Annotated in this window: 20 protein-coding genes; 5 read left to right on the forward strand and 15 right to left on the reverse strand. The window is 37.6% G+C overall.

Annotation, left to right across the window (positions count from 1 at the left end):
- Positions 1-12 precede the first annotated feature (12 nt).
- Positions 13-1,419, reverse strand: coding sequence for an FAD-binding oxidoreductase (locus P256_RS09470; RefSeq protein WP_023273462.1), 1,407 nt, complete (start codon positions 1,417-1,419; stop codon positions 13-15).
- A gap of 88 nt (positions 1,420-1,507) precedes the next feature.
- On the opposite strand from P256_RS09470, the gene serA reads away from it, so the two are divergent.
- Positions 1,508-2,740 carry a phosphoglycerate dehydrogenase gene (serA, locus tag P256_RS09475; protein WP_023273463.1) on the forward strand — a complete coding sequence of 411 codons (1,233 nt, stop codon included), beginning with the start codon at positions 1,508-1,510 and terminating at the stop codon, positions 2,738-2,740.
- A 71-nt stretch (positions 2,741-2,811) separates the two neighbouring features.
- A complete protein-coding gene (locus P256_RS09480; protein ID WP_023273464.1) occupies positions 2,812-3,753 on the forward strand; it encodes an EamA family transporter in 942 nt (313 codons plus the stop codon).
- Between the two features lie 12 nt (positions 3,754-3,765).
- Here P256_RS09480 and P256_RS09485 read toward each other — a convergent pair whose 3' ends face one another.
- The 14 genes from P256_RS09485 to ispH all read right to left on the reverse strand — a co-directional run bounded on the left by P256_RS09485 (position 3,766) and on the right by ispH (position 16,506).
- A complete protein-coding gene (locus P256_RS09485) occupies positions 3,766-4,533 on the reverse strand; it encodes a sulfite exporter TauE/SafE family protein (protein WP_023273465.1) in 768 nt (255 codons plus the stop codon).
- A gap of 17 nt (positions 4,534-4,550) precedes the next feature.
- Positions 4,551-5,465, reverse strand: coding sequence for a tRNA pseudouridine(55) synthase TruB (truB, locus tag P256_RS09490; protein WP_023273466.1), 915 nt, complete (start codon positions 5,463-5,465; stop codon positions 4,551-4,553).
- Between the two features lie 156 nt (positions 5,466-5,621).
- Entirely contained in the window at positions 5,622-5,993 is a 372-nt protein-coding gene (rplS, locus tag P256_RS09495; protein WP_023273467.1) for a 50S ribosomal protein L19, read from the reverse strand.
- 141 nt (positions 5,994-6,134) lie between these two features.
- On the reverse strand, positions 6,135-6,875 hold the full coding sequence (gene trmD / locus P256_RS09500; RefSeq protein WP_023273468.1) for a tRNA (guanosine(37)-N1)-methyltransferase TrmD: 741 nt from the start codon (positions 6,873-6,875) through the stop codon (positions 6,135-6,137).
- Positions 6,876-6,922: 47 nt separating this feature from the next.
- Positions 6,923-7,471 (reverse strand): ribosome maturation factor RimM, encoded by a 549-nt coding sequence (gene rimM, locus P256_RS09505; RefSeq protein WP_023273469.1) that lies wholly within the window; start codon positions 7,469-7,471, stop codon positions 6,923-6,925.
- 19 nt (positions 7,472-7,490) lie between these two features.
- Positions 7,491-7,748: a 30S ribosomal protein S16 gene (gene rpsP, locus P256_RS09510; protein ID WP_023273470.1), complete on the reverse strand. Its 258-nt coding sequence runs from the start codon at positions 7,746-7,748 to the stop codon at positions 7,491-7,493.
- A 131-nt stretch (positions 7,749-7,879) separates the two neighbouring features.
- On the reverse strand, positions 7,880-8,305 hold the full coding sequence (locus tag P256_RS09515; protein ID WP_023273471.1) for a type IV pilin protein: 426 nt from the start codon (positions 8,303-8,305) through the stop codon (positions 7,880-7,882).
- Complete coding sequence (locus tag P256_RS09520; protein ID WP_023273472.1) at positions 8,305-8,796, reverse strand: type IV pilin protein; 492 nt, start codon at positions 8,794-8,796, stop codon at positions 8,305-8,307. The genes P256_RS09515 and P256_RS09520 overlap by 1 nt, the downstream gene beginning before the upstream one ends.
- Before the next feature lie 11 nt (positions 8,797-8,807).
- Complete coding sequence (locus P256_RS09525; RefSeq protein WP_023273473.1) at positions 8,808-12,803, reverse strand: PilC/PilY family type IV pilus protein; 3,996 nt, start codon at positions 12,801-12,803, stop codon at positions 8,808-8,810.
- Positions 12,804-12,817: 14 nt separating this feature from the next.
- Positions 12,818-13,531 carry a hypothetical protein gene (locus P256_RS09530; protein WP_023273474.1) on the reverse strand — a complete coding sequence of 238 codons (714 nt, stop codon included), beginning with the start codon at positions 13,529-13,531 and terminating at the stop codon, positions 12,818-12,820.
- Positions 13,531-14,469, reverse strand: coding sequence for a PilW family protein (locus P256_RS09535; RefSeq protein ID WP_023273475.1), 939 nt, complete (start codon positions 14,467-14,469; stop codon positions 13,531-13,533). Before P256_RS09535 ends, P256_RS09530 begins: the two co-directional genes overlap by 1 nt.
- Positions 14,469-14,975 (reverse strand): type IV pilus modification protein PilV, encoded by a 507-nt coding sequence (pilV, locus tag P256_RS09540; RefSeq protein WP_023273476.1) that lies wholly within the window; start codon positions 14,973-14,975, stop codon positions 14,469-14,471. The genes P256_RS09535 and pilV overlap by 1 nt, the downstream gene beginning before the upstream one ends.
- Complete coding sequence (locus tag P256_RS09545) at positions 14,975-15,448, reverse strand: GspH/FimT family pseudopilin (protein ID WP_023273477.1); 474 nt, start codon at positions 15,446-15,448, stop codon at positions 14,975-14,977. Before P256_RS09545 ends, pilV begins: the two co-directional genes overlap by 1 nt.
- 107 nt (positions 15,449-15,555) lie before the next feature.
- Positions 15,556-16,506 (reverse strand): 4-hydroxy-3-methylbut-2-enyl diphosphate reductase, encoded by a 951-nt coding sequence (ispH, locus tag P256_RS09550; protein WP_023273478.1) that lies wholly within the window; start codon positions 16,504-16,506, stop codon positions 15,556-15,558.
- 131 nt (positions 16,507-16,637) lie between these two features.
- Here ispH and gmk point away from each other — a divergent pair, with 131 nt between their 5' ends.
- From gmk to P256_RS09565, 3 genes are all read left to right on the forward strand, one after another.
- The gene (gene gmk, locus P256_RS09555) at positions 16,638-17,261 is read left to right on the forward strand and encodes a guanylate kinase (protein WP_023273479.1); all 624 of its coding nucleotides are present in this window, start codon (positions 16,638-16,640) and stop codon (positions 17,259-17,261) included.
- Positions 17,262-17,333: 72 nt separating this feature from the next.
- A complete protein-coding gene (gene rpoZ, locus P256_RS09560; RefSeq protein ID WP_023273480.1) occupies positions 17,334-17,612 on the forward strand; it encodes a DNA-directed RNA polymerase subunit omega in 279 nt (92 codons plus the stop codon).
- A 199-nt stretch (positions 17,613-17,811) separates the two neighbouring features.
- Positions 17,812-19,914 (forward strand): RelA/SpoT family protein, encoded by a 2,103-nt coding sequence (locus P256_RS09565; RefSeq protein ID WP_023273481.1) that lies wholly within the window; start codon positions 17,812-17,814, stop codon positions 19,912-19,914.
- The last annotated feature ends 7 nt before the right edge of the window (positions 19,915-19,921 follow it).

A 19,921-nucleotide genomic window follows, 5' to 3' on the forward strand; every position in this document is an offset into this window, starting at 1 on the left:
ATTTAGATTCGGTTAGTCAAATAACTTACCCGGATTCATAATTGAGTTTGGATCAAAAACTTTTTTCAATACTTTCATATATTCAATTTCTTCTGCACTTCTCGTCATCGCAAGATAAGGCTTCTTCGTCATACCTACGCCATGCTCTGCTGAAATTGAACCATCGTACTTCTGAACTGTATTAAACACATGTTCATTGACCACTTTGCATTTTGCAAAGAAGTCATCTTTATCTAAATTTTCAGGCTTTAGAATATTTAAGTGTAAGTTACCATCACCAATATGCCCAAACCAACAAATCTCAAAATCTGGATAGTTCTGCTCTACAATTTCTTCAATTTCTTTAATAAATGCAGGTACATGCGTAATTAACACAGAAATATCATTTTTGTATGGTGTAAATGGTGCAATAGACTCTGAAATATCTTCACGCAAACGCCATAAACTTTCAACTTGGTCTAGGCTTTGACTCAGAACACCATCAAGTACCCAACCTTCTTCCATGCAATGCTCAAAAATTTCCATTGCTGCATCCATAATTGGCTCATATGGTGCTTCAAACTCTAGCAACACATAATATGGACACTCTGTATCGAATGGGCGTTGTACATGACCATGGTCAAGTACTTTTTGCATTGCAACCTCACCAAAGAATTCAAATGCTGTTAAATCAATTTTACTTTGGAATGCATGTAAAATTGGCATCACTGCATCGAAATCAGGTACACCAAGCACCATCACCTGTAGGTCATGTGGCTTACGCTCTAGCTTAATTTCAGCTTCAGTCACAATACCTAAAGTACCTTCACTACCAATAAATAAGTGTTGTAATGCATAGCCTGTTGCATTTTTTATCATGCCTTTATTCAAGCGTAATACATCACCTTTGCCTGTCACAACCGTTAAGCCCAACACCCAGTTGCGTGTCATGCCATACTTAATGACTTTAATACCACCCGCATTGGTTGCAATATTGCCACCCATTTGGCTTGAACCCGCAGATGCAAAATCGACAGGATAGTACATATCTTTAGATTCAGCATATTCTTGAAGTTGCTCAGTCACTACACCTGCTTGAATACGAACCATACGGTCTGCTGGGAAGAAATCTAAAATTTGGCTCATCTTATCTAAGCTAACAACGATTTCACCATTACTTGCAACTGCCCCTGCAGATAACCCTGTACGACCACCCGATGGCGTAATTGCAATTTGATTTGCATTGGCAAACTGAACAATTTGCTGTACCTGTTCTGTAGATGAAGGAAAAACAATAACGGATGGATTCGGTTCAAAATGTTTGGTGTAATCTTTACCCCAATTTTCTAAACTACTGGCATCTGTTTTCACTCGACTTTCACCGACAATTTCGGTCAATTGAGCTAATAATTGTGGCGATAACTGTGCTGCAATACTCATCTTGGCAAACCTAGCAAGAAATAAACAAGTTGTTGATCATTATGTTATCATACTGAAACCAATATTTGGCCTTTGTAGCGGAGCCGTAATGAGCCAACATCTATCTCTTGATAAAGATAAAATTCGTTTTTTACTCCTTGAAGGTGTACACCAAAATGCAATTAACACATTAAATGCAGCAGGTTACACGAATATTGAATATCACAAAACTGCATTAGAAGGCGAAGCTTTAAAAGAAGCTGTTAAAGATGCACACTTTATTGGTATTCGCTCCCGTACTCAATTAACGGAAGAAATCTTTGAAGCAGCAGACAAACTAATTGCTGTGGGATGTTTTTGTATTGGTACCAATCAGGTTGATTTAAAAGCAGCCATGTATCGTGGTATACCTGTATTTAATGCACCATTTTCAAATACACGTTCAGTAGCAGAACTTGTTTTAGCTGAAACGATTCTCTTACTTCGTGGCGTACCAGAAAAGTCGACAACATGTCATCGTGGTGGATGGCAAAAAACTGCTGTTGGTTCATTTGAAACACGTGGGAAGACATTGGGGATTGTCGGCTACGGTTCAATTGGCTCACAACTTTCTGTACTTGCAGAAAGCTTAGGTATGCACGTTATTTACTTTGATACTGTCACAAAACTACCTATGGGCAATGCACGCCAAGTAGGTTCATTAGATGAACTTCTTGAAACTGCAGATGTTGTTACATTACATGTGCCTGATGTGCCATCAACACGTAACTTCTTCACTAAAGAACAGTTTAATAAAATGAAGCAAGGTTCTATCTTCTTAAATGCAGCACGTGGTACATGTGTTGTTATTGAAGACCTTGCAGATGCAATTAAATCTGGTCATTTAGCGGGTGCGGCAGTTGACGTATTCCCTAAAGAGCCTAAAGGCAACAATGAGGAATTCCAGTCTCCTCTACGTGGCTTAGACAACGTGATCTTAACACCACACGTTGGTGGTTCAACGATGGAAGCTCAAGCAAATATCGGTTTTGAAGTTGCTGAGAAATTTGTTGCTTACTCAGACAAGGGTATGACACTTTCTGCGGTTAACTTCCCTGAAATTGCACTTCCATTAGCAGAAGGCAAGCACCGTTTACTACATATTCATAAAAACGTGCCGGGTGTATTATCAAAAATTAATACCTTATTTGCAGAACAGCACATCAACATTTCAGGTCAGTCTTTAATGACTAAAGATGATGTTGGTTACCTTGTTATGGACGTAGATGCATCTGCTTCCGCAGAAGCGCTTGATATGCTGCATCAAGTTGAAGGAACAATCCGTATTCGTGTTTTGTTCTAAGTTAAACCTATGTTTAAAGAAGCCATAACTTTTTAGTTGTGGCTTTTTTTATTCTGAATAAAAAGGCCTATATGAAAATAGAAAACCAAAATAACTACAGCTCTGCGATCCTCTTACTACTCATCGCTATTGTAAGTATTCAATTTAGCGGCTCTCTTGCTAAAACACTTTTCCAAACACATGATGTTCTTGTTGTCGCAACTATGCGTTTAGGAATTGGTGCAGCCATTCTAGCAATTGTTGGTCGCTTATGGACAATCAACTGGAATAATATTCAGTGGAAAACAATTATTACATATGGCATAGCACTCAGTGGAATGAATGCACTTTTCTATATGTCACTCAAATACTTACCATTAGGTATTGCTGTTTCTTTTGAATTTATTGGCCCATTGGCTGTTGCATTATTTCATGCAAAACAAAAGTTTGACTTTATTTGGGTTGGACTCGCTATTTTAGGTATGTGTTTACTCTTTCCTTTTAACAAAGGTCAACTTTCTTTCGATGTTGTAGGCATTGCATATGCTCTAGGCGCTGGAGCATGTTGGGCTTGCTACATTCTTTCAGGTCAGAAAGATGCAGGTATTTCAGGAACACATACCGCGTGTCTAGGCATGTTTATTGGTACATTGGTGGTACTACCATTTGCACTCAATAGTGGTAGCTTTACACATGCATTTGAAGCAAAATCATTAGGTTACTTCTTTTTACTTGCTGTCTTGGCGAGTGCTTTACCTTATGCACTTGAAATCATTGTGCTCAAACGTATTCCACCTTTAGTATTTGGTACACTCACCAGTTTAGAACCTGCTGTTGCTGCAATTTCAGGATTCATTTTTTTACATGAAAGCCTACTCGTTTCTCAATGGTTTGCTTTATCTACCATTATTATTGCTTCAATTGGTTGTACATGCTCGACACATTTTGCCAAACTCAACTTAGAACGAAAAATGCGTAAAAAACAAAAACAGCTCGAACAGCAATTTAAAAAAGATAAAAAGAAAGGATCTTAAAAGATCCTTTCTTTAGCCTTTAATCATTTGATAGCCAATACGAACAATTAAGACAGAAACAAGTCCTAAGAATATTTTTCGCACGAAACCACTACCATATTTTAAAGCAACTTTAACACCAACCACCGAGCCAATAATATTGGCTGTAGCCATCATTAAACCAATACCAATTAGTGCATGACCTGTTGGAATGAAAAAGCTCAAGGCTGCAAAATTAGTCATAAAATTGCCAATTTTAGACAATGCAGAAGCATGTACAAAGTCTACACCGAGAAACCGAATAAAAAAGAAAATGAAAAAACTGCCCGTACCCGGTCCAAATAACCCATCATAAAATCCAATAATAAGGCTACCTATAGCTGCATAGATAAGCACTTTCTTACTCACTTCAAGTTGGTTATCTGTTTGTCCAAAATCTTTTTTTATGAACGTATAAACTGCAATAACAATAAGTAAAACAAAGACCAATGGTCTGAGCACAGACTGTGGAATCAATGACAAACAAGCAGCACCCGCAAATGCACTGATGAGTGCACAAATTGCAATTACACTTAATAAGGCCCATTGCAGTTTTACCTTTTTACTAAAAGTATAAGCTGCCGATGCTGTCCCAAAAATCGATGAAAGTTTATTTGTACCAATTACTGTTGCAGGCTGCATCTGAGGAAATGTACTCATCAAACCGGGAATTTGGATTAACCCACCACCACCAACAGCAGCATCAACTGCACCTGCTGTAAAAGCAAATCCAATCAGCGTTATTACAGTTAATACATCCATTTATCTTTTACTCACTATTAACTTTTATGTAGGTTTAAAACTCGTTTTGGAACCAATCTTTTTTTATCTGTTATTTCTGCCAAACCAAGGCACAACTCTCCATCAAAAACCAAAACTTGGCTTTCTTCCGCATGATCAATATTGCTTTCTAAACCATTGCAGAAGTATTTTTCTCGACCCTCTGGGACTTGAACACGTGTGAAATGCTCAACAGGTGCAAATGCAGGAAGCAATAAAGCTTCTCTTTCGTGTTCGGTCAAGCTTTCTAAAAATTCGATGGTATATTCTGGAATTAAATCAAAATGTCCTGTACCAACGCGATGCAATGCAGAAAGATGACCACCACAACCAAGGGCCTCACCAATATCTTCCCCAAGCACACGGATATACGTTCCTTTTGAGCAAGTTACATCTAGTGTCAGACTATCTTCAGTAAATGCAACAAGTGTTAAATCTGATATCGTAATTGGACGTGCTTCTCGCTCGATTTCTATACCTTGTCGCGCAAGTTCATAAAGTGGTTTGCCATGTTTTTTCAAAGCAGAATACATTGGTGGTACTTGTTGGGTATCACCTCGAAATAAATCGAGTACTTTTTCTATTTTTTCTTGAGTTAGCTCAGGTACAGGACGTTGCTGAAGGATATCCCCTTCTACATCTCCCGTTGTTGTCGCAATACCTAGCTTAACTGTCGTTTCATAGCGCTTGACTGAGTCGAGTAAATAATGAGAGAACTTCGTTGCCTCACCTAAGCAAATTGGCAATAAACCCGTTGCTAGTGGATCTAATGCACCTGTATGACCTGCTTTTTCAGCACGAAATAACCAACGTACTTTTTGTAGGGCAGCATTAGAACTTAGATGCAAAGGCTTATTAAGTAGAAATACACCATGGATATGACGGCGCTGAGTTTTTTTCTTTTGAACTGACATATTTTGATACAACAACAAAAAGACAGGTCATATTAACAAACCTCAATTCGATGATCAGCACAATTATCGGTTTTTATAATTTCTTAATTTTATATTCATTATTTTTAAAATAAAAAAATGCGCCATGTTGGCGCATTTTTTTGGCTCAAGTAAAGATTATTTCGCTTTACGAGCAGGTAGTTTTTCACGAATACGTGCAGCTTTACCAGATAATTCACGTAGGTAATAAAGCTTAGCGCGACGTACGTCACCACGACGTTTAACTTCAATTTTAGCAACGATTGGTGAATGTGTTTGGAATACACGCTCAACACCAACACCGCTTGAAATTTTACGTACAGTGAATGCAGAGTTCAAACCACGGTTTTTCTTCGCGATTACAACACCTTCAAATGCCTGAAGACGCTCACGCTCACCTTCTTTTACTTTTACTTGAACTACAACAGTGTCACCTGGTGCAAAAGCAGGGATGTCTGATTTTAACTGTGCATTTTCAACAGCTTGAACTAAAGGATGTTTACCACTCATTGTGGGAATCTCCAATAATGCGGTTAAGACCTTGTCTTATGACCGCTGGGGATAGAGGCTTTCACGCATATCGACCCGGTTATCTTCCCCTTTATTGTTGGATATAACAATAAAGAGCCTATCTCAAATCGCTTAAAATATTTAAGCTTTTAAATCTTTTAGCCACTTCTTTTGTTGTGGACTCAACTCAACTTTTTCAACCAACTCAGGGCGGCGATCTAGTGTACGTTGATACCTTTGCAAAAAGCGCCACTTTTCAATATTGCCATGATGCCCCGATTTTAATACATCAGGTACAGACAAGCCTTCAAAGTGATCGGGCTTTGTATATTGTGGGCAATCTAAAAGACCATCCACAAAAGAGTCCTGCACCGCAGATTGTTCATCAGACATTGTATTCGGTAATCTTCGAATCAATGTATCTAACAACACCATTGCAGGGAGTTCACCACCAGAGAGAACATAATCACCAATAGACCACTCTTGGTCGACATATTGCTGAATAAGACGTTCATCAATGCCTTCATAACGACCACAAAGTACAATCATACCGTCATATTCAATCAGGTCGTGTACTTCATTTTCATGAAGGGTTTTTCCTTGTGGAGACATATACACCACAGGAACACGTGTACATCCTGCTTGCGAAGCAAGTTGTTTTGCATGATGAATTGCTTTTGCCAAAGGCTCTGCCATCATCACCATACCCGGGCCACCACCAAATGGACGTTCATCCACTCTTTTGTAGTTTCCCTCAGCAAAATCACGAGGATTAATGCAATGTATTTGCACAATATCGCGTTTTACCGCACGCCCGCTAATACCGTAGGCTGTAATCGCTTCAAACATCTCAGGAAAAAGCGTAATGACTGCAAAAAACACCGCAGACTCTCCTCTATTTCCTGCTGTGACTCATCCAAAAATATGGATTAATAATCTATGCCCCAGTTGACATAAATACGACCAGCTTCAAGATCAACGGCTTGTACAACGTCTTTATGCCATGGAATCATTCGCTCTTCAGAATCTATGCTGTCAGGTGTGGCGTGAACCACCATTACATCATTTGCTCCTGTCTCAAACAGTTCATGAATTTGACCAAGATTTACATCTTGTTCTTCTTCATTCAGACTCACTACTGTAAGACCTTTTAAGTCCGACCAGTAATATTCATCTACACCTGCTTTTGGAAGTTGCGATTTTGAAATCCAAATATTAGCACCGACTAAACTCTCCGCTAATGTGCGATCACTCACATCCTTTAGCGCAGCAACCAAGCCTTTGCCATGTGGCTTCCAACGTTTTACATTCACTATTTGCCAACCTGCTTTGGTTTCTACAAACCAAGGAAGATAGTCAAATATGTTGCTCATGGGTTCTGTATTTGAATACACCCACAGCCACCCATTAAGTCCATATGCTGAACGTAACTGTCCAATCTGAATACGATCTTCGGGTACATTCTGAGTTGGTTTCATGGGCTATACCTACTACAAATTATGCAGCAGTTGCAGCTTTTTTAGCTTGAACAGCTAAGGCAGCAACACGCTCAGATGGTTGAGCACCTTGAGCAACCCAATGTGCATAGCGATCAACGTCTAAACGAAGTTTTTCCGCTTGACCTTGAGCAGTTGGGTTAAAGAAACCAATACGTTCGATGAAACGACCGTCACGTGCATTACGGCTATCTGTAATGATCACTTGATAGAACGGACGTTTTTTAGCACCACCGCGTGCTAGACGAATTACGACCATGTTAATACTCTCACATGTTAATAAAACTTTTTAGATTCGGCTGAACCTAAAAAGGCGAACATTTTACGATATATTCGCCAGAAGGGAAAGGTCAATTTTTGAGTTATTCACAAATTTGAATTTATTTAAGCCTAATTCCATGTAGATGTTGCAGTTAAACTACATGTTCCTTGACCTTGAGACCAATATTTCCAGCCATCTTGGTTTAAACAAATAATACCATCACCATTTTGCCGACCTGATGCTGGTGTTGCTGCTAAGGTATATCCACGATTATCTGCATCTAAAGTAAGCGTAATTGTATAATTCGCCGTTCCTTGTGCAGGATAACTCACAGACCCACCAACATTTGCTACAGTTGCATTTGCATATGTACGATTTACAAGTTTGTAAGACTGTAAACGCCCAGCAAGTCGTGTAAGTTCACTTTGAGCATCTACACGGTTTGTTTTAACTACATAATTTGTATACGAGGGATAAGCTATTGCTGCCAATATGGCTACAATTGCTACAACAATCATTAATTCAATGAGTGTAAAACCTTTTTGTGCTTTCATTACCAGTTTTCACTCCCTGTACCACATGTTTCAAATGTCACATTGCTACTTGCTTTATTCTTACAGCGTAATCCACTACTTGTAAGTAATAATGTATAGTTATTAGGATCAGTTGTTTCAGATCTCATCGCCCAACTCTGGCCTATACTAGAATTTTTAAGAGCAGAATAGGAACCACCTGCTTGTTTCTCACAAAGTTGGATTGTAAAAGTTCCACCGTATGTTCCACCTGAGCACAGCTTATTCGTTGAATATGTAGGAATATTAATTGTATCTGTTCTAGGTGGGTTAGCACCTTTATAACTAAAATTACGTGCTTTATACCTCTCAAGCCATATAGCTATTTGCTGCATTTCTTGCATAGCCATACTTTCATTGGTTCGCCTTACATAGCTTTGATAGCTTGGTATTGCAATTGCTGCCAATATGGCAACAATTACAACAACAATCATAAGTTCTAAAAGAGTAAAACCATTTTTTTTTAAATACATTTTTCGTACTCTTATTGCTCAAACCAACGTACACTTTTGAACTTACCTGAGAAACTATATTGTTGATTAGTATTTGTCGTACTGTTGTTTGTTGTACTCGTCGTTCCACTTCCTATAAGCCCTATTACACTAGTTCCATCTGATTTCTGATAAATCGTTGGATTCAACCTCTGAACACCATCACCCAAAGCTACAGATGATGCATCCTTTCGACCTGTACTACAGTATCCATAAGGTAAACATAACTTTAGGGAAGAGGTTGTACCAACAATTCCTCCCGAGCACTGCGTTGGTTGTTGACTAGAGCTTTGCTTAGGGTTATATACAGGTATATATAGATCAGATAAATTACCGGTGCTTGCTAGTGCCACATAACTTCCCAATGCTTGAGGCTTAGTATTATTTAATAACGCACTGATTGGCTGTGTATCGGTTGTCAGAGTATAATACCAGCCAAACTTTGTCTGATTCGTAAATTGATTTTGACTATCTGTATTTAAATCACTAAAGGCAACTAAATCTGCCTCCTGTTTATCTGTTAATGTCTTTGATCGATTACTGAATAAGTTTGAAGATGTAACATCATGATCTATAAGCACATAGACTCTATTAGGTGTCGCTTCAGCTGTACTGAGTGGATTACTTCTATTGCCTGAAGCCAATGAAATTGCAGCAAAGTAACCATTATTATCTTGGTGTATGGTAAATGCTGGCATTTCATAAAAATGTTGTTGTTGTGCATTAAAGTTTGCTAAACGGTTAACTGTTGCAAAAGTCGAGATATCTGATGTACTTGTATTTTTATTATTAATATCTATACGCCAAACCTGCCCACCTAAATCACCAAAATATAGATGGTCAACCAAGCCATCCCCATCGCGGTCGACTGCTTTAATTTGACTCACTACGCTATATTTTAAATTAGATACTTTATAATCATTTGTACTACTACTATTTGTTGCTCCATATCTTACATCCCATAGACGATCTCCTGTTGTTGCATCAAATATATAGACACCTGCACCTAAATCACTAGTTTGATTTGTTGAGCCATTTTCATATTGTGGATCATAACCACCACCAACAATCATTACATCTTTAACTTGCCCTGCTATTCTCATTTTTGCAATTGTTGGTTTAGACCAACTTTGCCCCATTGTCGAAATAGCTGAATCAGAAATAGTGTTATTACTATCACGAGCAGAACTTGATGCGCTTATAATCTTGCTATTTATTGGATCTATTTGAAATAAGAATTTAGGCGTCGCATTTGTTGGATCAGCAGAACCAATATCTTTAACATCAAGTCCATAATAACTATATCCCCCCATACGCATACCACCATAAATATTTGCAGTAGTTGCATTTATAGTTCTACTTGAATCAGTCACAATAGTTGGGCTATATTTTACCCAAGATGTCCAAGGCGCATCTATACCATAATAAGGATTATTTGTATTACGAACAGTATTATCTACAGAGAGCAGTCCATCACGTCTACCACCTTGTGTCGTCGACGTTTTTCCATCAATCGTTGTCGCATCTTGTAAAATTTCATTTGGTAGAAATGCAGCAACTTCTTGTCCTGTTGCTTGGTCTACAATATGTAGTAAACCTTGTAGTGTTCCAAAAACAACATAGTCTTTACGGCTTTGCAAACTATCATTTGCATTATAAGTTGCTTGTGTTGTGAGTAAAAATGGATCTGAATGTAAAACAGAACCCATTTGTCTCATAATTGGTAAGTTTTTAACCTGATCATAGCTCCAACTAGAGCTGGCAGGAGTTTGGACTGCTTGCAGTAAACCTTTATTTAATTGATAGCCTAGAGCTGACCACAAATAAGGCTGATAAATACGTGTTCTCCAAGTATCTGTAACAGCACGATTGTTTTGATTATAGTTAGGATCAGATTGTGACATTGTATTTACTTGATCTACAAGATTAGCTGTAACGCGTGTAAGCGTATTTGAACCTTGCCACTTTTTAGGATCAGTTGTTATAGCTAATGCATTTATATACAAAGGACGCGTTTTTACACCATTAATATTATCATTTGCATTATTAAAACCACTCGGTACGAGCTGCGAAAGTGCACCACCTTTTATCGCAAAATCACCATCTGCTACAGTACTATTGGTGCTCCAGATATCAGTTGTATTCTTATTTACTAATCCATTATTTCCAATAACATTATTACTATTTCTATCTTTTATTACTCCAGATAATAGCTGATATTTTTTTAAGTTTCCTAACCATAATTGCTGTGTAGAGCCAACAGTTAGATTACTACTACTTACATTTGGTTGAAATTGTGGTGAAAAAATAGGAGTTAAGTTATTTGCAATATCTTTATAAGGAGAAAGTACATTTAATGGATCTAATGGCGCAATATAACTACCAAAGCTCGAAGAACCAAATTTCACATCCATGGACTTCACTAAACTAGATATCGCATTTACTACTCCACTAGTATCACTAGCAATCGTAAACCCATCCGTCGTCGTAAGCTGTGAAACATCTTGAGGGTTATCATAGCCATCTAAGTTACCATGTGCTCCTATATACCCCCATTTACGCATTTCTTTACTTACAAGAAAATTTGCAGAATTATTATTAAAATCAGACCCAAAACCAACGATAGATGTATATATTTTTTTATTTAAAGGATCAGATGAGTAAGGATCCGCATTATAAATTTTTTGCGCAAAATTACCAATACAACCTAATGAACTTCTATCTTGAGAGTACTGAGATGTAGAGTATGAAGTAAATGGTGGATATGCACCAGCAAAGTTTGTATTCCAAACAGTTTGATTTACTGTTTGAGTTGTCATTCTAGGTACTTGTACCCATTTTGATACCCAAACTTTATTTGGTACCCAGTTACACTGCCAACTCACACGAGGAACCCATATAATCCCAACCCAACCACTTTGATCAACCCAACCACATTGCGTACTCCCTTGATCAACATAACTGCCTTGATCAACCCAATCATAGATTGGATTCCCGAATGCATCTACAGCCGGAACTGTTTGTGTAACCTGCCTTTGTGTGGAAAAGTCATAAAAAACTGGACTCAATAAAGAGTTATTACAGTTAAACGTGGTATCTGTACTATCTCTACTCAGGGCATTTTGCAATAAAGGTAAAGCTTTTTCTGGTGTGATTAATGTTGGAGTACCATCTGTAAAAAAGAAAATACCTTGAGCTGAGCACATTTTATCATCATTACTTGCAAGCTGCGATAAAGGACTACTATAGTAAGTATTATTACTTTCTTTAGTTGATTGCTGAGAATCTTGCCAACCACTATATTGATAATTAGAGTTCCCCATATCATCACCAATCGCAGTATTTTTCTTACTACCTGCAGCTTGTGTAATAGCATTTCCCCACGTATTTGTTCCCTTCAAATAGGCTACTGTTTCTGCATATAAATTTGATGTTGGTGTAGTGGCTGAATAAGTTGGTTGTAGCTGTCTACCTGCTATCGATGTATCTGATGTATATTTAACAGATTTAAGTAAAAGTGCCCGTTGTGATATAGTCTGCCCAGTCGATGGATCTGTTACTTGTGCATTTAAAGGCCTTGCAGGTACAACAATAGCCCCACGACCATAACCAGAAGTACCATCAGATTTACCATTATTAGAAAACATTGAAAAGCCAACAAGCGTATCATCTGAAAGAGGTGTAATAGTTTTAGTTTTATCTGCAGAGTTACTCGTACTACTTAGCCTTCCTGTCAAAATTAGCTCAACAGCATCTTCCATAACCTGACGGCGGTTCAACCCACTTTCTAATGTACTATCTCTTGTATTTTGCATACTCCAAGAAGTATCCAACATAAACATGATAATTTTCTTACCTTGTGCTGTTGGATTCTGATAAATTTGAATATCACTCGCTACAGTAAACGATGGTGTAAACAAGCTCAGCGTTGTTAATGAGGCAATAAATGTTACTAAAATATTTTTACGCAACTTCACATTATAAGACATAAACATTTCCTCAATTAACATCCAACACCATTAACACAATACGTTTGCTGAAAATCTTCAATCTGCGTATTAAAAGGTATACTTAATCCACTTAAGCAACTTGCTTGTGTTGTGGCTCCACTATTACTTGGTTGTTGTAAACAAACATTAATACTCGCTGCTGAAGCTGTAGATAGTGCTGGCAATACTGAGGTAACATAGACTCTAAACTGTACTGCTTCTAAAGCACTTTGACCATCTCCTATACTTGCTGTATCCGTTCCTTTTATATATGTACTGAATGGCTGTGCTACATTAGCTATTGGTCTCGCTACTATAGTCACTTGTGTAAGTTGAGAACGGCTAGATAGATTATTTGCATCACAAAACCCATTTGTAGTCTGAGCTACTCCACCAACGATCAAACTTGTATTATTAGGTGTAGGTACTGTTGGAAGAGCTGTTCCTGCTTGCTGCCCACTACGATAACAAAATACAACTTCACTACCAGAATTTTGCTTAGCATAACCAAGTAATGACCTGCTACTCGTTATAGAGTTTGCAATACCTCCATTAGAAAACTTATACAATGGTACATCTGATGATTGAAACAATGCTTGTTGTGCTTGGCTACTTGTTGCAATATTCAAACCTGTTAAACTCTGCCGAACAGCATAGACTCCAATAATTGTAATCAAAAGCAATACGATTAAAACTACTATTAATGTAGCACCTCTTTGAAATCTCATTATTGTCCTCCAGCAGCTGTGACAGTATCAGATATTCCCAAGCCTGCATTTCTCAAAGCAACAGTTTGCTGTATAACCCTCCGTAGAAAAGGAGTTTTAATATTATTATCAGCATTTACAACAATAGACTGATTCAAAACTTGATATTGCTGATCCGCTCGAAAATTATTGCCACCGATTCCATCATTAGATCGCACGAGCATACCTATTTGGACTGCATTGATATGAGGGTTAGTGCTATCAGCTGCATAGTTACTCATATCTAAATATTTAAACGTACTATTATCATTATTAGAAACATTCAACAGTACATGAAAATAATCGACTCTACGAATAATTAATTGCCCACTACCTGAACCAAAATTTGAATTATTAAATGTGCTTGCACCATCTACATAGGATGTTGCCTCACATGCTAAACCTAATGGACTGTTTGGCTCATTACTTGCATCTATATCTGCACGTAAAAAATATCGTTCTACAATATAACTACCTGCTGTATAAGCTCTGCCTTCACAGTTAAAGCCATCATTTTGTGCTTTAAATTGAATAACTAATTGTGCACTACCTATCATTGCTCCACTAAATGGATCTTTTACATTTGAGATTGAGCCAATTGCGCTACTAAATACATTTTTTCCTTGTATTGCTTGTTGCATACTCTGAGGATAATTCGAAGCTGCTATGATAATACCGCCATAGGCTGTATCTTTCTTTAATAAACTATTAGCTGCATCCAGGTTGGCTAAACGAATATCTTTTGTTATAAAGCCCAAACCAAAGTTACCACTACTTTGAATATCTGCGGAAGCTTGCTGTAAAGTAATATCTCGTTGCCCCGAAATAAAAAGCATTAGTGCAGCAGCTGTAATAATTGTTCCTAATACAAGCGCAATCATCAGCTCAATCAATGTAAACCCTGCAATGGATTTCTTCATTAGTATAGCTCCATAATAATACACTGTGAGCCATCTGTATAAGTACCATCAGTTTTTGTACAATCTGTTGATGAGGAACCCTGCGTTGGATTAGTTTTATCCCAAGAAATATAGAGGTAGTTACGCAGGGTTGTCCCAACAACGGTTAGAGACTGAATTTGAACTTGCATCCCATTTCTTTTAGCAAAGCTTACTATATCTGCTGTATCATAATCAGCCATAGCTGTATTTGAACAATTCGCCTGAATACCAACACAAGTTGCTGCTGTCCCTGATGGAGATGCACTTGATAAATTGCTTATATATTCTGAATATGCTGATGGATTAGCTCTTATCCTTTCTGCTAAATCTCTTGCAAGATTCACAGCATCTACATTGTTAATTGCTTCATTCGTTGCAGAGATTGCTCTAGTTTGTAAAGCAACAAACCCTAAAACAGCTATAGCAAGCACCAATAAAGCAACTAGCACTTCCATAAGCCCAACACCTTTTTGATTTTTAATCATTATGAGCACCCATTGGTAATCGCAGACTCCCTAGCAACGCCCCCTAAAAAATTAATTGTTACTATTTTTGATAAGTTCGCAGATACCGCCTGTTCACACAGTCGAATTTGAATATTCGTACTTGTCGGAGTTGTTTCATTATTTTTCTGTATAAAACCATCAGGTCTAAAAACAACAGTCGTTACATTTCCACCGCTTGTATTTTGAACAGTCTTTCGATTTGCAGACCAATTCAACGATGTGTCTGTATTTGCTTGTGGTTGAGTATTCAACACCACCGTAATATTACGACGCTCTAAAGCAGCTTTTGTACGCGCAGTTGTAAATGCTGATACAAGAGTATTTCCACTACTATTCAAATTTTGACGCAATATCATGTTCGAAAAAGAAGGGACTGCTATCATTGCAATAACAGCAAGTACTGCTATGGTAACCATCAGTTCAATTAAAGTAAAACCTTTTACTGGCCGCATACCAGTAACCCCCATTTAAAAATAAATAATACAAAGTATCAAAATAATGCCATGTAAATAGACATGGCAAACAATAAATAATTAAGTTTTATATCTTAAAGCATCATTTACGCTTGTACAACTTGTATACGAAGTTCTTTAGGCAAACTAAATGTAATATTCTCTGCACGACCATCTAGCTCATTTGCTGTAATTGCTCCCCAATCTTGTAAGCGTTGAATAACTTGCTTAATTAAAATTTCAGGTGCAGAGGCTCCTGCGGTAACACCAACCTTAGTATTTTCACCAAACCATGCCTGATCTAACTGCTCAGCATTATCTACTAAGAACGCAGTTTTCCCCATACGCTCTGCAAGCTCACGCAAACGATTCGAGTTAGAAGAATTTGGTGAACCAACCACTAAGACAATATCGCATTGCTCTGCTAAATCACGGACAGCATCTTGTCTATTTTGTGTTGCATAGCAAATATCATCTTTACGAGGGCCTTTAATTTCAGGAAACTTCTTTCTTAAAGCATCTATCACTTTAGCCGTATCATCTATAGACAGTGTTGTCTGCGTTACAAATGCCAAATATTCAGGATTTAAGACTTCTAACTTTGCAACATCATTTTCATCTTCTACCAAATAAATATGACCGCCATATGTCAAATCATACTGCCCCATTGTCCCTTCAACCTCAGGATGACCATGGTGACCAATTAAAATGGCTTCACGACCTTCTCTTGCATATTTGGTAACTTCAATATGAACCTTAGTAACTAAAGGACATGTCGCATCAAATACTTTTAGACCTCGACGCTTTGCTTCATCTTGAACAGCTTTCGATACACCATGCGCACTAAATATCACAATATTATCGTCAGGTACTTCATCAAGCTCATCTACAAAAACAGCCCCTCGTTGCCTTAAATCATCCACAACAAATTTATTATGTACAACTTCATGGCGAACATAAATTGGAGGGTTAAAACATTCAAGTGCACGATTAACGATCGCAATGGCTCGATCTACGCCTGCACAAAAACCTCGTGGATTAGCCAATACAATTTCCATAAATTCCTCAATTACACTTGAAATTACTATTTTTTTGCATTTAAACGCATGTCTATTCAAATAAACTATTCAGTTTATGTACAGTCTACTTTAAAATAGAGAAGATATTTTATCATATCAGGAAAAATATCATGTCAGGTCTATTGTTTGTCGTTTCTGCCGCGTCAGGAACTGGCAAAACTTCCCTGGTTAAAGCCTTGCTCGAACGTGTAACCAATCTCCATGTCTCTGTTTCTCATACCACACGTGGTCAAAGAGTTGGTGAGCTCGATGGTGTTCACTACCATTTTACGTCAAAAGACACCTTCAAAGAACAAGTAGAACAAGGTGGTTTTATTGAATATGCAGAAGTATTTGGTAATTACTACGGCACATCACAAGAAACAGTTAGAAAACAACTCAAACAAGGACATGACGTACTGTTAGAAATTGACTGGCAAGGTGCAGAACAAGTACGAAAAATGTTCCCTGAGTCAAAGCAAATTTTTATTTTACCACCAAGCCAATTCGACTTGCGCCAACGTTTGTCAAACCGTGGTACAGATGCTGTTGATGTTATAGAACATCGATTAAGCTGTGCTGTTGAAGATATGCATCAATACGTTAACTTTGACTACGTTATTATTAATGATGACTTCAACAAAGCACTCCATGACCTAGAGTCTGTCATTAATGCAAACCGACTAGTCATGGATCAGCAAGCCCAAAGACACCAAGATTTAATTACAAGATTATTGCATACAGAAATTGATTAAAACTTGAGTCTGTGTTCAAAGCATTTTATACTTCGCAGTCTGGTTAATTTTAACTGATATAAGAGATATGTTATGGCACGCGTAACCGTTGAAGATTGTTTAGACCATGTAGATAACCGCTTTGAGTTAGTTCTTGTGGCGAGTAAACGTGCGCGCCAATTGTCACGTCAAGGTATGGAACCTACTGTTGAATGGGATAACGACAAGTCAACAGTTGTTGCATTACGTGAAATTGCCGTGGGTCATGTAAGCAAAGACATTTTAAAACAACGTGAGCAAGACTACCAAGCATCAAACCTTGACCTTGCACTTTCTGCAAACAACTTAAACCTAGAGAACTTCTCTTTTTAAGTTTAATTTTGCTGAAAAAGCCTAGTTCATTCAACTAGGCTTTTTTTATTGAATGCTTTTTATACATTATTGCTTAAAAAGATAACAGTGATTGAAATTTTCCTCATTTTTATTCACATAAAATTTGACAAGTTCAACAGAATGCTTTTCATTAGAAGATATATATTTATCTCTTGTCACTTAACGTAAGGGTGTTTTTATGCCAGGCGAAGATGTCAGCCAAGCCAAGCAACAGCTTAAAAGAATCATAGATGTCTATTTACAAGAATATGACGTCGAACGTGTATTGGCTGCATGTGACTTTGCCGATTTAGCACACAGCGGTGTAACACGTAAAAGTGGTGAACCTTATATTCTTCACCCTATTGCAGTGAGCTGTATTTTAGCGCATATGCGTTTAGACAGTGAAACACTCATGGCTTCACTCCTACATGATGTCATTGAAGATACTGAATTTACAAAAGAAGAAATTACTGCAAAATTTGGCAAAACCGTTGCAGAACTTGTAGATGGGGTGACTAAACTCACTCATTCAAGTGATAAAGACTTTAATAAAGCGGCATCTTTTAGAAAAATTTTACAAGCGACACTGCAAGACCCTCGCGTCATTATTATTAAACTCGCAGATCGTTATCATAATATGACGACTTTAGAGGCACTTCGCCCTGATAAACGTGCGCGTATCGCTCAAGAAACCTATGATGTTTTTGTACCTATGGCACGTATTGTCGGTATGAATGAAATGGCTGATAACCTAGAATACTTATGTTATCAGAATCTTGACTTAGACCTATTTAACAAAGTTCAAGATGCACTTAAGAAAACTCGACCACGACGTTGCGAGTATCAACAAGTTTGGGAAAATAACTTACATCAATTGCTTCAAGAAAATAATATTAAAGGAACAATTAAGAAGAAAAATAATAATATTGAGTTACTACGTCACTTTTTGAAAAATGATATTAATCTACAGGAACTGACCCGTAGCCATAATTTTGATATTGTTTTAGAAACAATTGCTGACTGTGACCGATTGGTTGACATCTTGGGCGAGAACTTTAAAGTCCTTCAATTTAAAGATCATATTCGTCGCCCCTTACCTGGTGGTAATCAGTCTTTAATGATGAAGCTTAAAGGTGAAAAAACAGCATTATCTGTCACGATTCAAACTGAGTTAATGCAAAAAGCTGCACGGTTTGGCGTTATTCTAGGTGAAAATGCACCTCAAGCCGCACGCTCTGCAATTCAAGCATCAATGAAAAACTTAAATACGCTTATTGATATTGAATGTGCGAAAACGACTTTTAATGAGCTATTGGACTATCTTCACCAAGAAAAAATTTGGGTATATACGCCACATGGGCAACTGCATGAATTACCACAAGGTGCAACAATTGTAGACTTTGCCTATTCAGCAAGCTTATTTTTGGGTAATCATGCCATTGGTGCAAAAGTTGATGGTGAAGCAAAACCATTATCTACACCGCTCAGTAATGGTCAGGTCATTGAAGTGATTACAGATGTCCTCGCAACGCCAAACCCAGATTGGCTCAGTTTTGTAAATACGCAAAAAGCACGTAGAGCAATTCAAAACATGCTCCGAGAACAAGATGTAGAAGAACAACGTGTGATTGGTCAACAAGCCCTTGATCGTGCATTCAAGCTATTTAATCAATCTACCTCGTCTTTATCACAAGAGGAATGGCAAAGCCTATTAGAGTGGCGACACGTCAGTGCACCTGAAAGACTCTATGAACAAATAGCCGTTGGAGATCTATTACCTCAATTGGTTGCAAATCATTTATTTACCAACCATATTACAGAAGAAGATATTCCCCATCATCGTCTTATTCAAGGTACTGAAGGTGTAGATGTTAAATATGCTCACTGCTGTAATCCAGTTTTAGGTGATCCAATACAAGGGCATCTTTCACGCCGAGGTCTTATTGTCCATCGCATCCGATGTCATAACTTATTGCATGAACAACACCTACACCCTGAAAGCATTATGTCTTTACAATGGCGTACAGATGAAAGTAATGAAATTAATTTCCCTGCTTTTTTATGTATCCATATGAGTATGGATGATGAAGCAATATCAGATTTAATTTATCAATGTCGTAAGGCTCAAACAGGTGTTGAGTCTGTTCACACACAAAAGAAAAAAACCTATGTCAATTTAGTCGTACATAATCGACAAGAAATTGCACAAGTCATTCGTGATTTACGTATGCATTTTGGCTTTCCTAGAATTATTAGACAAGATGCACCCATCCAAATTGAAACAAAAGATCAAGATTAATTAAGGA

This window comes from Acinetobacter nectaris CIP 110549 (assembly GCF_000488215.1).
Lineage (GTDB): Bacteria > Pseudomonadota > Gammaproteobacteria > Pseudomonadales > Moraxellaceae > Acinetobacter > Acinetobacter nectaris.

Bases quoted from the DNA above. Each gene is read 5' to 3' on its own strand.
- P256_RS09520 (WP_023273472.1), bottom strand. From the start codon at position 8,796: ATGTATTTAAAAAAAAATGGTTTTACTCTTTTAGAACTTATGATTGTT.
- P256_RS09525 (WP_023273473.1), bottom strand. From the start codon at position 12,803: ATGTCTTATAATGTGAAGTTGCGTAAAAATATTTTAGTAACATTTATT.
- pilV (WP_023273476.1), bottom strand. From the start codon at position 14,975: ATGATTAAAAATCAAAAAGGTGTTGGGCTTATGGAAGTGCTAGTTGCT.
- P256_RS09535 (WP_023273475.1), bottom strand. From the start codon at position 14,469: ATGAAGAAATCCATTGCAGGGTTTACATTGATTGAGCTGATGATTGCG.
- truB (WP_023273466.1), bottom strand. From the start codon at position 5,465: ATGTCAGTTCAAAAGAAAAAAACTCAGCGCCGTCATATCCATGGTGTA.
- serA (WP_023273463.1), top strand. From the start codon at position 1,508: ATGAGCCAACATCTATCTCTTGATAAAGATAAAATTCGTTTTTTACTC.
- P256_RS09480 (WP_023273464.1), top strand. From the start codon at position 2,812: ATGAAAATAGAAAACCAAAATAACTACAGCTCTGCGATCCTCTTACTA.
- P256_RS09470 (WP_023273462.1), bottom strand. From the start codon at position 1,419: ATGAGTATTGCAGCACAGTTATCGCCACAATTATTAGCTCAATTGACC.
- rimM (WP_023273469.1), bottom strand. From the start codon at position 7,471: ATGAAACCAACTCAGAATGTACCCGAAGATCGTATTCAGATTGGACAG.
- rpoZ (WP_023273480.1), top strand. From the start codon at position 17,334: ATGGCACGCGTAACCGTTGAAGATTGTTTAGACCATGTAGATAACCGC.
- P256_RS09515 (WP_023273471.1), bottom strand. From the start codon at position 8,305: ATGAAAGCACAAAAAGGTTTTACACTCATTGAATTAATGATTGTTGTA.
- P256_RS09545 (WP_023273477.1), bottom strand. From the start codon at position 15,448: ATGCGGCCAGTAAAAGGTTTTACTTTAATTGAACTGATGGTTACCATA.
- gmk (WP_023273479.1), top strand. From the start codon at position 16,638: ATGTCAGGTCTATTGTTTGTCGTTTCTGCCGCGTCAGGAACTGGCAAA.
- P256_RS09565 (WP_023273481.1), top strand. From the start codon at position 17,812: ATGCCAGGCGAAGATGTCAGCCAAGCCAAGCAACAGCTTAAAAGAATC.
- rplS (WP_023273467.1), bottom strand. From the start codon at position 5,993: ATGAGTGGTAAACATCCTTTAGTTCAAGCTGTTGAAAATGCACAGTTA.
- P256_RS09530 (WP_023273474.1), bottom strand. From the start codon at position 13,531: ATGAGATTTCAAAGAGGTGCTACATTAATAGTAGTTTTAATCGTATTG.
- rpsP (WP_023273470.1), bottom strand. From the start codon at position 7,748: ATGGTCGTAATTCGTCTAGCACGCGGTGGTGCTAAAAAACGTCCGTTC.
- P256_RS09485 (WP_023273465.1), bottom strand. From the start codon at position 4,533: ATGGATGTATTAACTGTAATAACGCTGATTGGATTTGCTTTTACAGCA.
- ispH (WP_023273478.1), bottom strand. From the start codon at position 16,506: ATGGAAATTGTATTGGCTAATCCACGAGGTTTTTGTGCAGGCGTAGAT.